We start from the raw sequence: 14,147 nt of genomic DNA, 5'->3' as shown, positions 1-14,147 counted from the left end.
CGAGAGTTATATACATAAATTGCTAGAGTTGTGGAAAAATTTGGTTAGTTCTTCCAGCAAATCAATTTGAAAAAATTGTGTTTAAAATCAGTCTGTTTTATCCAAACTATTACTGAAACTTCAAATAAAAGGAGATGAGCAGTATTGGATCTATCGTTAAGCTCTGAGCAAGTTCGTCAGCGGATACGTGATCTTCGAGTACAAGGTGGCAATCTCTCCAAGAAGTCAGTAAAATCAACCGATCCTGAATTAATGCGCCATGCACTGTTTTACTTTCCATCTTGGGACAGTGCACTCAAAGCAGCCGATGATGTAGATATTACGTAGAAACATAAATGGCGCTCAAGGGAGGGCATGCCTTCCCCTGAGCGCCATAAGCTTTTCACCTTTCGTTTAAAACATCCGGTATCCTTTTTTCCGCAAAATTTGAATCGTCCATCCGCCACCGATCGTCCCAGCTAACCCGCAGGCAAGAATCGCGACATCAAAAACGTTTGGAACAATCCGGTTATACACGAGAATGCCAACCACCAGACCCAGTGCCAAGACAACCGGCAGCCATGTCGTGCGCAAAATCATGTTTATGATAAAGCCGATCCCAAATCCTAGGACGATGAACAGCACGATGGATACAATAAATTGCAGCAAATTCATAAGAAAACCCTCCAGCCGTCAGCATTACAGCTATAAGTGTAACGAAAAGCTGGGTAAGGGTCAATGCAGACAGCACCGTGAAGCAAATCTGGATGTGTCAACTGTGTGACAGAAGACTCCCAAGCTTATTCTTCTTGGTGATTCCCGGTTCCTTCACAGCTGGGGCAATTCTCCGTGCCGCCCAAAATGACTTGAAAGTAACCTTCTCCTTTGCAATACGGACACTGTTCTTGTTGTTTCATGTCCCAGTCTCCCCTCTCCTAATTTTGCTAATTTCTATATTTTCTGAATATTAAATGTGATAAGCAACACTATAGCAGATTCGCTCACTTTTTTCAAAATAGCGAATAATGTGAATATAAGCGCTATTTATTGATGTAAGCGATAACATTCTTGATTATCTCTCTCATGCTTACACTATCTCTTGGTTGTACGTACATACATTGTGGTGGGGGAAGGGAAGAGAGGGCGGTGCTCCGAACTTGCCACACCTGCAAGGAAGCGTTGACTGTCCGGTTCCGCTTCCAAAAACGGTACGTCGCGCAAAAGGTTCGAGGAAGCCTATTCATACGTAGAGGTTGCGCAACAAGCGTGTCCCGTTTTTGGAAGCTCCACCTTTGTAGGCGCGGCAAAAACTCCGCCCCGTCCCTCTCTTCCCTTCCTCACGTGGCTGTTGCATAAAGTCGGCGAAAAAGACAGTAATCTTTTTGCAATCTTTTTATCTTTTTATAACAGCTTCTGCTACGCTGGAGAGCATGTTTCGGAACGGAGCGCCTGCGAAGCCCGACAAAGCGGAGCAGGAAATCGCAGGAAAAAGGGCCGCAACCTGCCCGTGCTGCGTAGCGGCTACCACTTTTGCGGACCCCTGCGATTTTCTGCGGAGCGGACAGTCTCCGCTCCCTTGCAGGGCGTAGAATGAAGCGGAGTTGCGAAACATGCTCTCCCCACCGCAGCCCCTTACATTAAGATAAAAAGCTGCCGCATATCTGCGTCAGCTTAATCTTTCGCTTTTATCGTTTTACTGATGCCGCCATACGTACATACGTGTGACGTTTCCCGCGAATCACGATCGAATAGTGCATGATGTTTTCAGGAATCGCGATCCCGCTATACCCTGCATCGCCGATATGGAACAGATCCGCTCCAGCCATTTTACTCATCAGAGCGATCTGACGGATTGTCGCTTCGTCGGCGCCTTCCTGACTTGTCCCCGTCGCGAGCATCGAGAGCGCCCCATGCTTGCGAATCGAATTGACCATCTTTTTGCAGCTTTCCAGTGTGATTCCCGGGATTGTCCCTGGCGATGGCAGCAAAATGACATCGGCACCGGCTTCCACGAAGTTGATGATATCCGCCTCGCTGACAATATCCTCCCCCGCTTCTCCAGCTACGCCTGCTCCATGCATTTTTCCCGCGATGATCAGCGTTTCTTCCCCCATGACCTCTCGCGCCGTTTTGATCGCCTTGGCGATTTCCGCATTGGTGACGCCTGTTTTCGGGTTTCCTGTCAGACATACGAAATCGAAGCCCAATTTTTTCGCCTCTTGGAACGTCTCCGCCGTAGCGAGACGCCCTTTCGGAAGCTCCAACAGGGTCTCTGCCTGCTTCGCTGTGACGTCGACCGGCTCCAGATTCAATCCGACAGGTCTGCCTATGTATTGTTTGAGCGTACGTACGACTTCCTCCGGTTGTTCCACCGCCAGTCCTGCGATGCCAGGCTGAAATACATCAAAGAAATTGAGCAAAATGATGTCCGCACCAAAGGCAGACGCCATTTCAGCATTGGTCACAGCCGGGTACAACGGCGTCCCTGCACAGATTACCTCTGCAAGGAGCGTACGCCCTTCTGCCGCTTGTATCGAAGCTTTCAGATCGCGGCCTGTCATGCGGCTGAAATCCGAAGCGGTGCAATCGAGAATGCGTTTCATACCAGCACATCCTTTCCGTATGTAGAAAGGACAGGAAGCCTTTCACGGCTTCCCGTCCATGTTGATGTTCCTTACAATTTCTTGATTTCGTCTTTCAGCTGCTCGGATTGGGTGCCGAAAACAACCTGCACACTTCCTTGGCCCAGCTTCATTACGCCAGCCGCTCCGATTGCTTTCAGACCTTTTTCATCGACAACCGTGTCGTCCTTCAGCACAAGGCGCAGACGAGTGATGCATGCATCGATGTTGGTGATGTTCTCTTTGCCGCCGATCATCCCCAGCACTTTTTGTGCTTTATCTTGCATGCTGGAGGCCACTCCTGGAGCAGCGTCGGTGGCGACATCATCCACCTCACGACCTGGTGTAGCGAGATTCAGCTTCACGATCATGATGCGGAACAAGAAATAGTATACGACCCCGAAAGCCAGACCAATCGGAATGATCAGCCACGCATTGGTCGACAGCGGGAAGTTCACCGCATAGTCAATCAGACCGGCCGAGAAGCCAAACCCATGCTTGATCCCCAGAGAGGTGACCAAGAACGCGGATACACCAGTCAGCACCGCATGCACAGCATACAGCAATGGTGCAGCAAACATGAACGCAAACTCAATCGGTTCCGTAATCCCTGTCAGGAAGGAAGCCAACGCTACTCCCAAAAATACAGCGGAAACCTGCTTGCGTTTTTCCGGACGCGCTGTGTGGATAATCGCCAACGCAGCTGCCGGAAGCGCGAACATCATGATTGGGAAGAAGCCCGTCATAAACATACCTGCGGATTTGTCACCCGCAAAGAAGCGATTCAAGTCACCATGTACCACTTTACCCGCCGCATCGGTAAAGTCACCGATTTGGAACCAAGCAATGGCATTCAATACGTGGTGCAATCCAAACGGAATCAAGAGACGGTTGAAGAACGCGAACAATCCGGCACCTGTCGCGCCAAGACCTACGATGAATCGACCGAAAGCATCCAGCCACTCTTGAACCGGACCCCAGATCAGACCAAAAACAAGACCGATAATGACCATAGACAAGGACGTAATAATCGGAACGAAACGTTTTCCTCCAAAGAAACCAAGCCAGTCTGGCAGTTTGATGTTGTGGTACTTGTTATAGAAGTAAGCGGCCACGCCACCAGCCAAGATACCGCCAAGCACACCCATGTTCAATTTGGCTTCATCCGGAATGAAGTCAAATGCGGCCGGAACCTTGCCCAGAACAGATGTGAGCACCAAGTAAGCGATTACAGCAGCAAGTGCAGCAACAGCATCCCCAGCAAGACCAATCGCAACCCCTACAGCAAAGATAAGTGATAAATTATCAAAAATAGCAGAACCACCAGCGAGCAGGAAGGGAGCGATGTACTTGTTCAAAAATCCGCCTAAGCCTTCACCCAGATGAAATTCCGTCACGTAGTTGATGGCACCGAAACGGAGCAACAGGGCTGCTGCAGGCAATGTTGCGACCGGGAGCATGAGCGCCTTCCCAATCTTTTGCAAAAAAGCCAACATAAAAAGACCTCCTTTGTAAAATGATTATATTTCAGCAAGCCTTCTCCGCGGATTGAAACCGCGGAGAGAGCATAACTGACACAAGGGATAGATGACTGCTTACGCTTCATTTACGCGGCTGGCCAAGTAGCTTTGCACCTCAGCCACAGTCGGCAAGGACAGTGCCTTTTCGGCAATCTCCTTCGCTTCCGCCAGGGAAATGGAGCGAACGCGTTGTTTGACCTCGAGCAAGGAGTTTTGGTTCATGCTGAACTCATCCAGGCCCATGCCTACCAACAGCTCGGTAGCCAACGGATCCGAGGCCATCTCGCCGCACATACCGGTCCAGATACCGTTGCGGTGGGAAGCATCAATCACCATCTTCATCAGGCGCAATACCGCCGGGTGGAAATAGTTGTACAGCTCGGAAATGTTTTCGTTCATCCGGTCAACCGCAATGGTGTATTGCACCAGATCGTTGGTACCGATGCTGAAGAAGTCGACTTCCTTCGCCAAATCGTCAGCAATGAGCGCAGCCGCCGGGATCTCGATCATGACGCCCACTTCAATCGCTTCGTCAAACGCTTGCCCTTCGCTCTTCAGCTCTTGCTTCACTTCTTCCAAAATGGCCTTCGCCTGACGGACTTGCTCGATATGAGAAATCATCGGAAACATGATGAGTGCTTTTCCATGAGCGCTTGCACGCAAAATGGCACGCAGCTGGGTTTTAAACAGATCTACGCGGGACAGCGAGATACGAATGGCTCGCCAGCCCAAGAACGGATTCATTTCCTGAGGCAGGTCCAGATATGGCAAGTGCTTGTCGCCGCCAATATCCAGGGTACGGATGATGACAGGCTTCCCTTGCATGCCTTTTACCGCGCGCAGGTATCCTTCATACTGTTCTTCCTCTGTCGGCATCGTTTCCCGGTGCATGAAGAGGAATTCACTGCGGAACAGACCGATTCCCTCTGCTCCTTTTTCCAACAGCTCGGCTGGATCTTCCTTGCCGCCAGCGTTGGCAACAAGGTGAACGCTGTGGCCATCGGTTGTTTCTGCGTTCAGGCCGCGGAGCTGCTCCAGCGCCTGCTTGCGTGCTGCTTCTTTTTCCTGTGCAGCTGTATATTGACGAATCGCTTCCTCGTCCGGATTGAGCAAAATATCGCCGGTTGCCCCGTCGATAATGACAAAGTCCCCGTTCTTAAAGCGATTCAGACCTTCTTCGCCAATCCCCATGATCGCCGGAATGCCGAGTGAGCGGGCAAGAATCGCTGCATGGGACGTAGCTCCCCCTTTTGCTGCGACAAGCCCCTGGACATACTGGCGCGGCATTTGAATCGTATCGGACGGAGTCAAATCATCCGCGATAATAATGGTCGCTTCTTTTATATCGGCAAGCCCGCCGCCTGCCTCGCCTGACAGATTCTGCTTCAGTCGTTTGCTCACGTCACGAATGTCCGCAGCGCGCTCCCGCATGTAGGTGTCATCCATGCTTTCAAAGATCATGATGAACTGTTCCGCCACTTGCTGTACTGCGGATTCCGCGGTGATTAATTGCTCCGCGATCTTGCTTTCCATTTCGCCCACAAATGCGGGGTCCGACAAAAATTCCATATGAGCCTGCATGATGGCGGCCTGTTCAGCACCGGCTGTCTCTTTAACCTGCTTCTCCAGTTCGGTCAGCTGACGCGCCGCAAGCTCTACACTCTCTTTCAGTCTGGCTTTCTCTCTGTCTACTTCGCTTGCCTGAATCGATTTGATTTCATGATGTCCTTCTTCTGTACGGAGCACCATCGCTTTCGCAATCGCAATTCCTCGTGAAACCGGGATCCCCTTCATCATCGTTTCATGCATCTCCTATCCAAGCCACTCCAATTAGATGGCGAAATTACTTGCAAAAAGCTGTTTCAGTGCTTCAGCCGCTTCCTGCTCATCGGCACCGTCCACTTCAATCTTCAATTCTTCCCCTTTTTTCACGCCCAAGGTCATGATATTGAGGATGCTCTTGGCTTCCGCCGTTTTTTCCCCTTTGCTAATACGGATCTTCGAATCAAAAGCATTTGCTTTGTTCACAAGCATGGATGCAGGACGTGCGTGCAGACCGCCCTCTGCTTCTACTTTTACTGTGAATGTAACCATGTAGATGCTCCCTTCTCTTCTATCAGCTGTGCCGCTTCCTTGTCGATGACCAGCGTCACATGCGGATGCAATTGCAGCACGGACGCAGGTACCCTCGGATCCACAAACCCGGAGTAGATATGACTCACGGCTTCTGCCTTGTTTTTTCCGCTGGCCAAAAGCAAAATGGATTTCGCCTTCATGATACTGCCGACACCCATCGTAATCGCTTTCCTGGGCACCTCTGTCTTGTCTCCGAAAAAGCGTGCATTCGCTTCAATGGTCTCTTCCGCAAGATCGACCAAATGTGTCGAGATTTCAAAGGTATCTGCTGGTTCATTGAAGCCGATATGTCCATTCGTGCCAATCCCCAATATTTGCAAATCGATGCCGCCCGCTTCATCCATTTGTGCTTCATACTGACGGCAAACAGCCTGCGCATCCGTAAAGATGCCTGGCGGGAAATGGATCCTTTCTTTCTTCACATTCACCTTCGAAAAAAGATTCTCCCACATAAAGTGGTAGTAGCTCTGGGGGTGCTCTCTGGTCAAACCGACATACTCGTCCAGATTAAACGTGGTGATTCCGCTGAAGTCAACCTCACCTTGGTTGTATTTCCCGATCAATTCTTCGTATAACCCCATAGGAGTGCCACCTGTTGCAAAACCGATGATCGCTCCGGGCTTTTTTTGAATCTGCTCAGCTACAACCTGCGCTGCCTTTTTGCTCAACTCACGATAATCCTCCGTCACGTATAGCTGGATCATTCGTTTTGTTCCTCCCCATTCGCGACATGTTTGTCTACACGACACACCATCGCGTTCCTTTCGTTACTTGAGAAGCGCTTCCATGACGATTCCCGATCCGGCTTGAACCTCAGCACCCGCTGTAAAGGTGATGGACGCAAGCATCTCATGGTTGGTAATCAGCACTGGGGTTATGAGTGAGTAGCCCGCCGCTTTGATTTTCTCCAGATCAAAATGGATCAGCTTATCGCCTACGCTTACCTGGTCACCAACTTGGACGAAAGGCTGAAAGCCCTCTCCGTTTAATTTCACCGTATCGATGCCGATATGGATCAGCAGCTCGAGACCCTCCGCATTTACGAGACCAATCGCGTGATGAGTCGGAAACACATGCGCGACCTTTCCTGATACAGGCGAGACCAAAAGACCATCCGTCGGCAGGATCGCGATTCCGTCACCCGCCATTTTCTGAGCGAAGACCGGATCCGGCACCTCTTCCAATGGCATCACGCGTCCAGTCAGCGGTGCAGCAATCGCGATCGTTGTGGACTCTTTTTTCTTGGAAAACCATTTTTGAAACATGCAGACCTCCCGAGATGTTTGGACCCTCTTAGGTTTTCCCAGTTGCAACAAAAAAAGCATGAGACAAGGAAAAGAAAGCGAGCAGCATGGCTTGCAATCTCTCTTCTTGGCTCATGCCTAGTCGAACTAGTAACACGCCTTTGAGGATCTATTCTTGATTTCTTTCCATCTGTTGTGCCAAGCGGAAAATATGCAGCGCTGTGTAGGCACTTTCTTCTTCCGATACATGGATCTCCAGCTTCTCTGCAATTTGCTTGGCAAGCTTTGTGGCAAGCGCAAATGATTCCGGCATGGTGATCTTGATTTGGTCCAACAATGGATTGGAGATGGATGTTTTGTTGCGAATGCGTTCGATCGCATGTCGCAAATGGAGAATGAATCGCACATACTCGACGCTGTCCTTATCGAGTCTACGTCCAATCGCCTGCTCCACCTTCGCCACCAAGTCAGAAATCATATTGGTGACCTGGACCGCTTTCGCAACGGGTATGTAACTGACGGCAGAATGGATGTGCAAGGTCAAAAAGCCAACTTCACTCTCCGGTACGTCGATCTGAAACTGTTCCTCAATCATTTTGGCAGCCCGCTGCGCCAACGCATACTCCTTGGCAAACAGTGTCTGTATTTCCAAAAGGAACGGATTGACGATTTCCAAGCCATTGCGGAGGCGGTGGATGGCAAAATTTATATGATCCGGCAAAGCCACATGGACATGTTCATTAATGTCAGGGGAGATTTCCTGTGTAATGAGGCTGATAATCTCCTCAGAAATGCCGATGACAGCTTGGTCCACCTGTTTAATCATGGATTCGTACTGCCTGAGGTGGTGCTCCTGCTCCAGTCGGAATTTCTTTTCGATCCGCGTATCATCGTAGTCGATCTCACCGTCGACCTTTTGGCCAAAACCGATGCCCTTCCCCAACAAGATAAACTCCTGATTTTTAGGGAGGTCGTGAACCAAAATGACATTGTTATTAAAAATGCGGCCTATCACAAATTTGCGTTGTTCTGCCATCAGGAATCACCATCAACCAATAGTCGCGCTTGCTTGGTCGGGCGAGGCTCCTGAAAAGTAAGAAAAACTTCAATAGAAGCCCTCTCGAAGAAGGTAACAAGTCCTTCTTTCGCAGACGTTTTTCGTGCTGTATCAGATTGATTAATTGAGAAGTTTATACCTTCTGATACAGTAAGAAAAGGCCAGAAAAAGACTCTCTTTTTAAAAAGATTCTTTTCCTGGCTCATGCCTGCTTATCCAGTAACACGCCATGAATGGAAGCGCTTTATTTTCTTTCATATCTATGATAGTACATTGTATCGAATCTTGTCAACCTGATTGTATGCATGCCAAACAAGGGCTGTGCTTCCAGAGCCCTTGTTCGTCAGCTGTCACGCCAATCTATGATCATGTCACGCCAGCCATTCTCAGGAATTGCAATCAGGTCATTCCTGGGCAACCAATACCTCCACTTCATTGGCTGCAAGGATTTGCGACAACTCGTCATCCGGCTGCTGATCGGTCACCAGCATATCTATTTCATCCCAAGCGGCTACCTGCATGAACAGCCTCACATGAAACTTGGAATGATCCGCTACGACAATGACCTGCTTGCTTTGTTTCATCATCGCCCGGAGCAGGTAGCTTTCCTCCTCCGTATAGGTCGTTAATCCCTGGATGCCAATCCCGCATGTTCCTAAGACTGCTTTATCTACATGGTATTTGCCCAGCATTTCAATGGCATGGTGGCCGTAAACATAGCGATGTTCGGGCTTATATATCCCGCCAAGTAAATGAACCGTATTTTTCCCGTCGCTGGCAAAGGTCCCGGCTATATCGATGGAGTTGGTCACGAGGACATGCCGCTCTGTTTGCAGCTGCTCAGCGGTAAACAGCACGGTGGTCGAAGCGTCCATCATCAAGTGATCCCCGTCTTTGATCAAGCTCGAGGCAAGAGCAGCGATCCGCCGCTTCCCTTCATGCTCCATCTGAAGGCGTTCCGTGTATTTGGGCAGCGCTTTATGCATAGGAGGCAAAATGGCTCCGCCTCTCGTCCGCAAAATCAAGCCTTGTTCCTCCAACCGCACCAAATCTCTGCGGGCAGTGTCGCGGGATACCCCGTATAATTCGCATACATCTTGAACACTCACTCGCTTGTGCTTGCTCAGATGCTCGATAATGGCTGCTAATCGTTCCTCTTGGTACATACCTGTTCTCCCATTTGAGCTGCGCGGTTATATTTGCTTCTTCATTATAAGTGTTTATAATCGATTTTACAAGCGATTGTAAGTATTGTTAAGTGAATATAAGTCATTAAAGCGCAAAAAAATCCCCCTGGTCGGTTGAACAGGAGGGTTTTTTGCGTTCTTTTACTTAATCATCTTCATCCATATCGAGAAGACCATTGTCGATCATATAACGAAGGTTTTCCTGATCTCGCTCGCGCCCCTTTTCCTTCAGGCGCTCGATTGCAGGCTGAACCAGGATATCCACTTCATTTTGAATGCTGCGGGACAAGTCGTAGCGATTCGCTTCTTCAAGGAAATGGCCCACTTCCATCAAAGCGTTGTATCTGTCCAGCTCTTCCTTGGTCAACAGTCCCCTTACCTGCACACTGGCATGGCGCATACAATCCCTCTTACAGTTTGACTTTGCTCAAAGCCAGGCCAACCCCGCCGATTTTGTAGAGGTAGCGCAGGTCGCTCGCCTTTTTCATCAGGGCAGCGCTGGTTCCAAATACTTTTTTGCCGCCAAAAACTACGCCCATGCCTTCCCCTTTTCCGAGGGAAGCCAATGTACCTTGCAGAGCAGGGACGAATGGCGTCAATGGAGCGTTGCGGATCAACGCGACCAGGTTTTGTGCCGTATTTTCTCCTTCTTGAATGGAGATTTGTGCCGTTGGCGGATATGGACGTCCTTCTGGATTGAAGACGAGCGCACAGTCACCCACTACAAATACGTTGTCATGTCCTGGGGCACGCATGTATTCATCCACTTTTACGCGACCGCGCATCACTTCAAAGCCGGATTTCTCCACGATGCTGTTGCCACGTACGCCACCCGTCCAGATGACGGTTTTGGATTTGATTTCCTCGCCTGTCGCCAAAACGACACCATCCGGCGTACATTGTTTCACCGGAGTGCTGATGCGGAATTCTACGCCTTTGCGAGTAAGCACGTTCATGGCGTATTCAACCAATTCCGGATCAAAGCCTGGCAGGGCAGTCGGTGCTGCTTCGACGCTGTAGATTTTCACCAATTCAGGATCTACGTCAAATTCCTTGCAAAGCTCAGGCACGCGGTCAGTCAATTCCCCGCAGAACTCGATACCAGTAAAGCCTGCTCCACCGACAACGAACGTCAGATAATCGGTGCGATGCGGCTCGGTCTTGTATTTCGCAAACATATACTCGATATGCTCGCGGATTTGGCGAACGGAGTTGATGCTGCGGATTCCGAATGCATACTCCTTCAATCCTTCGATGCCGAAAGTCTCGGATTCGCTTCCCAGGGCGATGACCAGGTAGTCATAGGACAGCACATCGCCATTTTCCAGCGTAACGGTTTGCTCTGTGGATTGAATGGACTGGACAGCACCTTTGACAAACTTGATTTTTTGCATGTCGACAATGCGATCCAATTCGACACGCGCGTGATCGGCACTGGATGTTCCTGCAGCCGGCTCATGCAGCCAGGTTGTCAGATAATGATAGGTATGCTTGTTTACAAGCGTAACCTCTGCTTCGTTGTAATTCAGCTTTTTTTGCAGCCCCAATGCTGTCAAAAGCCCGCCGTATCCGGCGCCAAGAATTACGATTTTGGGTGTACTCATCGTTGATCCCTTCCCATTCCTGTTTTTGTAAAGCCGGGCCCTGCCGACGACATTGTACGGCAAGAGCCTTCCTATATGGAAACCGTTTGGAAGTTTGTGCGTTCTTTCACGTGGGTTGTTACAGGTAAGGTGCCCAAAAGGAATCGATGTAAAACCGTATGAGTGCAAGCACCAAAACATCAAACTGTGAAAAAAAGCACAATCAAGTTCACAAACTGTTCACAACCACTTACATAGTAACAAGAAACTCCATATTCTTCAAGCCATAATTGATTTCTTTTTGTACCTATTTTCACGTTTAATCATTCTGCTTCTTTTCTCCTTTGTTTCGGCTTCCATTGAAGCTTTCCTTATTTTCCAAGGATGTTTATAATAGGAAAGTGTGCTCAGAATTCTGACTTCTCTTTGGAGGTGCTTGGGTTTGGGTTTGTTACAAAAGGACGAGCAGATCTTTGATATTACCGTCATCGGTGGAGGTCCTGCTGGATTATTTACGGCTTTTTATGGTGGTATGCGACAAGCGAGCGTGAAAATCATCGAAAGTATGCCTCAGCTTGGCGGCCAGCTCGCCGCTCTCTATCCTGAGAAATATATTTACGATGTTGCCGGTTTCCCGAAGGTATTGGCTCAGGATCTCGTGGATGGACTGAAGCAGCAGATCTCCCACTTTGATCCGCGCGTATGCTTGGAAGAGAAAGTGCAAAATGTAGAGAAAAAAGAAGACAATGTCTTTGAAATCACTACGGACAAAGGAATTCACTACTCTCGTGCGGTGATCATTACCGCAGGTGTGGGCGCCTTTGAACCGCGCCGTCTGGAAAATCCGGAGGCAGCGAAATTTGAAAAAGCGAATCTGCACTATTTCGTTACCGATTTGAACTCTTTCAAAGGTCAACGCGTCGCTGTCTTTGGCGGCGGTGACTCGGCAGTCGACTGGGCTTTGATGCTCGAACCGATTGCCAAAGAGGTGCATCTGATCCATCGTCGTGATAAATTCCGCGCACATGAGCACAGTGTCGAAACACTCATGAACTCAAAAGTGAACGTCCTGACATCTTATGAACTTACCCAGCTCCAAGGTGACGAACAAATCGAAAAGGTCATCATCCAAAACAACGCCTCGAAAGAAGAAACTGAACTGGATGTCGATGCGGTCATCGTCAATTTCGGCTTCATTTCTTCTCTTGGCCCCATCAAAAACTGGGGATTGGAATTCGAAAAAGGCTCCATCCTGGTGAACTCCAAAATGGAAACCAATATTCCCGGCATTTATGCTGCGGGTGACATTGCCACCTACCCAGGAAAAGTGAAGCTGATCGCCGTAGGCTTTGGCGAAGCGCCAACCGCCGTCAACAATGCGATCACGTATATTAATCCGGAAGCGAAAGCACAGCCGCATCACTCTTCCAGCATGGAAGGCTTCAAATAGCGTCGAATCATCGTACAACCCCCTGATTTCAATCGTCAGGGGGTTGTTTTTTTGCATGTATATCCGCTATGACAGATGCACACAGTAGACGTGGGAGGTGACAGAGCATGAATTACATCTGTCCCATTTGCAACGGATTTCAATCCCTTTCCACTCATTGCGAATCTTGCGGTCAGCCTATGGAAGACGCCGGACGGCTCTATGATTATTACGGCGACTACAGCCCCTATCGCCCCATCGAAGACAGCAAGCTGACAAACGGCTTGCCCGATGCGCAGCAGCATCTCTGTGTTCATATGGGATGGTGCGAGCATTGCAAGAAAGAAGTGTGGCTGGCCGTCCAGGAATGGCATCGCTAGTTATTTTTGCTTCAGCTTGCTCGCGATATATTGGTTTTTCTCCTTTTCCTGTGCCAGCAGCTTTGGCAGCACGCTGCGAATCGCACTTTCATTGCCGGATGCAATCGCTTCGTCAAAAGCTTGACGGGTCTGTCTGAATGCAGCACGGCGCTCTCTTCGTTCCGCGTCCAGCTTGGCCTTCTCCGGAAAATTCTTTTCCTTCCATTCGGTGAGCATCGTTTTCATCTGGTCTTTGGTAATTTCACCGTTGCCTACCTTTTGTTTCAAGACGTCCCTGTATTTTTTATACTGTTCCTTCTTCTCTACCAGATGAGGGTCCAGTTTCTGTTTTTCCCGCACACTCTTCCATTTCGCGAAAAGCTGTTCGCGCTCCGCAAAGACCGCTTTCCATTCCGCCACTTTATCCGGAGTATATTTTTCCGCCAGCAAAAGCATATATTGCTGCTCATGTGCCTTGTGAGCTCTGTTGCCATGAACTCCTTTTTTCCAGGCCGTCTGCATAGTCGGGGAGTGGCCTTCTTGCTGCAAGATCATGGTTTGGGCAGCAGCGGAAGCAGGCGCTGCCAATGCCGCGACCAATACAGGTGCGATGAGATGTTTCGACCATCTGTTCATTGCGATTCACTCCTTGTCTAGGATCGTTTCGTTCTATCTCCCATACTATCTGCATTTTGTTTCCAGTTCATTCCTATCTCCTTATTCATCAAAGATGTCGATATCATCCAATACAGTATTTGCGCGAAAAGGGGATGAAAGCTCGATGCAGGCGAATGAATTTTTTCCTCAATGGATTAAAGCGAATCAGTTGTTGAGGTTTACGCGTAAATGTTCCTCTATCGAGCCTTCCCAGTTCATCGGGAGGATGCTCTGTTTTCATGAGGATCAACAGCTTGTCCTGATTTATCATGATGATGAAAAGAAAGTATACAATCTCTCATTGGATGAGCTCGAGACGATATCGATCGTCTAATAATCGAGTAGGAGGGGGCGGCTAGCCCCCGACCTCTCACA

General features: G+C 49.2%; 18 protein-coding genes. 3 read left to right on the top strand and 15 right to left on the bottom strand.

The window, feature by feature from the left end; all coding sequences use genetic code 11:
- Window positions 1–144 precede the first annotated feature (144 nt).
- Window positions 145–327, top strand: coding sequence for a hypothetical protein (locus tag EIZ37_RS00080; RefSeq protein ID WP_134682517.1), 183 nt, complete (start codon window positions 145–147; stop codon window positions 325–327).
- A 66-nt stretch (window positions 328–393) separates the two neighbouring features.
- On the opposite strand, the gene EIZ37_RS00075 is transcribed toward EIZ37_RS00080, so the two are convergent.
- The 14 genes from EIZ37_RS00075 to EIZ37_RS00020 form a co-directional block, all read right to left on the bottom strand.
- Window positions 394–654, bottom strand: a complete 261-nt coding sequence (locus EIZ37_RS00075; protein ID WP_134682516.1) for a YuiB family protein — start codon at window positions 652–654, stop codon at window positions 394–396.
- Between the two features lie 125 nt (window positions 655–779).
- Window positions 780–896: a YuiA family protein gene (locus tag EIZ37_RS25770; protein WP_167568540.1), complete on the bottom strand. Its 117-nt coding sequence runs from the start codon at window positions 894–896 to the stop codon at window positions 780–782.
- A 476-nt stretch (window positions 897–1,372) separates the two neighbouring features.
- Window positions 1,373–1,591 (bottom strand): hypothetical protein, encoded by a 219-nt coding sequence (locus EIZ37_RS25765; protein WP_167568538.1) that lies wholly within the window; start codon window positions 1,589–1,591, stop codon window positions 1,373–1,375.
- 73 nt (window positions 1,592–1,664) lie between these two features.
- On the bottom strand, window positions 1,665–2,582 hold the full coding sequence (locus EIZ37_RS00070) for a DUF7916 family protein (RefSeq protein WP_134682515.1): 918 nt from the start codon (window positions 2,580–2,582) through the stop codon (window positions 1,665–1,667).
- 71 nt (window positions 2,583–2,653) lie between these two features.
- A complete protein-coding gene (nagE, locus tag EIZ37_RS00065) occupies window positions 2,654–4,096 on the bottom strand; it encodes an N-acetylglucosamine-specific PTS transporter subunit IIBC (protein ID WP_134682514.1) in 1,443 nt (480 codons plus the stop codon).
- Window positions 4,097–4,195: 99 nt separating this feature from the next.
- On the bottom strand, window positions 4,196–5,917 hold the full coding sequence (gene ptsP, locus EIZ37_RS00060; RefSeq protein ID WP_134682513.1) for a phosphoenolpyruvate--protein phosphotransferase: 1,722 nt from the start codon (window positions 5,915–5,917) through the stop codon (window positions 4,196–4,198).
- A 33-nt stretch (window positions 5,918–5,950) separates the two neighbouring features.
- Window positions 5,951–6,214: an HPr family phosphocarrier protein gene (locus EIZ37_RS00055; protein WP_134682512.1), complete on the bottom strand. Its 264-nt coding sequence runs from the start codon at window positions 6,212–6,214 to the stop codon at window positions 5,951–5,953.
- Window positions 6,196–6,957: a glucosamine-6-phosphate deaminase gene (gene nagB / locus EIZ37_RS00050; RefSeq protein ID WP_134682867.1), complete on the bottom strand. Its 762-nt coding sequence runs from the start codon at window positions 6,955–6,957 to the stop codon at window positions 6,196–6,198. Before nagB ends, EIZ37_RS00055 begins: the two co-directional genes overlap by 19 nt.
- 66 nt (window positions 6,958–7,023) lie before the next feature.
- Window positions 7,024–7,521 (bottom strand): PTS sugar transporter subunit IIA, encoded by a 498-nt coding sequence (locus tag EIZ37_RS00045; RefSeq protein WP_134682511.1) that lies wholly within the window; start codon window positions 7,519–7,521, stop codon window positions 7,024–7,026.
- A 148-nt stretch (window positions 7,522–7,669) separates the two neighbouring features.
- On the bottom strand, window positions 7,670–8,536 hold the full coding sequence (locus EIZ37_RS00040) for a BglG family transcription antiterminator (protein ID WP_134682510.1): 867 nt from the start codon (window positions 8,534–8,536) through the stop codon (window positions 7,670–7,672).
- Entirely contained in the window at window positions 8,536–8,763 is a 228-nt protein-coding gene (locus tag EIZ37_RS00035; protein ID WP_134682509.1) for a hypothetical protein, read from the bottom strand. The genes EIZ37_RS00040 and EIZ37_RS00035 overlap by 1 nt, the downstream gene beginning before the upstream one ends.
- 198 nt (window positions 8,764–8,961) lie before the next feature.
- Window positions 8,962–9,723, bottom strand: coding sequence for a DeoR/GlpR family DNA-binding transcription regulator (locus tag EIZ37_RS00030; protein ID WP_134682508.1), 762 nt, complete (start codon window positions 9,721–9,723; stop codon window positions 8,962–8,964).
- A 166-nt stretch (window positions 9,724–9,889) separates the two neighbouring features.
- Complete coding sequence (locus EIZ37_RS00025) at window positions 9,890–10,144, bottom strand: hypothetical protein (protein WP_134682507.1); 255 nt, start codon at window positions 10,142–10,144, stop codon at window positions 9,890–9,892.
- A 10-nt stretch (window positions 10,145–10,154) separates the two neighbouring features.
- Window positions 10,155–11,348: an NAD(P)/FAD-dependent oxidoreductase gene (locus EIZ37_RS00020; protein WP_134682506.1), complete on the bottom strand. Its 1,194-nt coding sequence runs from the start codon at window positions 11,346–11,348 to the stop codon at window positions 10,155–10,157.
- 421 nt (window positions 11,349–11,769) lie between these two features.
- Here EIZ37_RS00020 and EIZ37_RS00015 point away from each other — a divergent pair, with 421 nt between their 5' ends.
- Both EIZ37_RS00015 and EIZ37_RS00010 read left to right on the top strand, forming a co-directional pair.
- Window positions 11,770–12,777 (top strand): NAD(P)/FAD-dependent oxidoreductase, encoded by a 1,008-nt coding sequence (locus tag EIZ37_RS00015; protein ID WP_134682505.1) that lies wholly within the window; start codon window positions 11,770–11,772, stop codon window positions 12,775–12,777.
- 107 nt (window positions 12,778–12,884) lie between these two features.
- Window positions 12,885–13,136, top strand: coding sequence for a hypothetical protein (locus EIZ37_RS00010; RefSeq protein ID WP_134682504.1), 252 nt, complete (start codon window positions 12,885–12,887; stop codon window positions 13,134–13,136).
- On the opposite strand, the gene EIZ37_RS00005 is transcribed toward EIZ37_RS00010, so the two are convergent.
- On the bottom strand, window positions 13,137–13,751 hold the full coding sequence (locus tag EIZ37_RS00005) for a hypothetical protein (protein ID WP_134682503.1): 615 nt from the start codon (window positions 13,749–13,751) through the stop codon (window positions 13,137–13,139).
- Window positions 13,752–14,147 lie beyond the last annotated feature (396 nt).

The organism is Brevibacillus migulae, from assembly GCF_004521915.1.
Classification (GTDB): Bacteria; Bacillota; Bacilli; order Brevibacillales; family Brevibacillaceae; genus Brevibacillus_F; species Brevibacillus_F migulae.
Note: the sequence above shows the minus strand (reverse complement) of the source record. Positions and strands in the feature narration are given on the sequence as shown.

What these genes read in the sequence shown, in the direction of transcription:
- ptsP (WP_134682513.1), bottom strand. Translation starts at nt 5,917, where the DNA reads ATGATGAAGGGGATCCCGGTTTCACGAGGAATTGCGATTGCGAAAGCG.
- EIZ37_RS25770 (WP_167568540.1), bottom strand. Translation starts at nt 896, where the DNA reads ATGAAACAACAAGAACAGTGTCCGTATTGCAAAGGAGAAGGTTACTTT.
- EIZ37_RS00030 (WP_134682508.1), bottom strand. Translation starts at nt 9,723, where the DNA reads ATGTACCAAGAGGAACGATTAGCAGCCATTATCGAGCATCTGAGCAAG.
- EIZ37_RS00075 (WP_134682516.1), bottom strand. Translation starts at nt 654, where the DNA reads ATGAATTTGCTGCAATTTATTGTATCCATCGTGCTGTTCATCGTCCTA.
- nagE (WP_134682514.1), bottom strand. Translation starts at nt 4,096, where the DNA reads ATGTTGGCTTTTTTGCAAAAGATTGGGAAGGCGCTCATGCTCCCGGTC.
- EIZ37_RS00010 (WP_134682504.1), top strand. Translation starts at nt 12,885, where the DNA reads ATGAATTACATCTGTCCCATTTGCAACGGATTTCAATCCCTTTCCACT.
- EIZ37_RS00070 (WP_134682515.1), bottom strand. Translation starts at nt 2,582, where the DNA reads ATGAAACGCATTCTCGATTGCACCGCTTCGGATTTCAGCCGCATGACA.
- EIZ37_RS25765 (WP_167568538.1), bottom strand. Translation starts at nt 1,591, where the DNA reads ATGTTTCGCAACTCCGCTTCATTCTACGCCCTGCAAGGGAGCGGAGAC.
- EIZ37_RS00020 (WP_134682506.1), bottom strand. Translation starts at nt 11,348, where the DNA reads ATGAGTACACCCAAAATCGTAATTCTTGGCGCCGGATACGGCGGGCTT.
- EIZ37_RS00025 (WP_134682507.1), bottom strand. Translation starts at nt 10,144, where the DNA reads ATGCGCCATGCCAGTGTGCAGGTAAGGGGACTGTTGACCAAGGAAGAG.
- EIZ37_RS00045 (WP_134682511.1), bottom strand. Translation starts at nt 7,521, where the DNA reads ATGTTTCAAAAATGGTTTTCCAAGAAAAAAGAGTCCACAACGATCGCG.
- EIZ37_RS00035 (WP_134682509.1), bottom strand. Translation starts at nt 8,763, where the DNA reads ATGAGCCAGGAAAAGAATCTTTTTAAAAAGAGAGTCTTTTTCTGGCCT.
- EIZ37_RS00055 (WP_134682512.1), bottom strand. Translation starts at nt 6,214, where the DNA reads ATGGTTACATTCACAGTAAAAGTAGAAGCAGAGGGCGGTCTGCACGCA.
- EIZ37_RS00040 (WP_134682510.1), bottom strand. Translation starts at nt 8,536, where the DNA reads ATGGCAGAACAACGCAAATTTGTGATAGGCCGCATTTTTAATAACAAT.
- EIZ37_RS00005 (WP_134682503.1), bottom strand. Translation starts at nt 13,751, where the DNA reads ATGAACAGATGGTCGAAACATCTCATCGCACCTGTATTGGTCGCGGCA.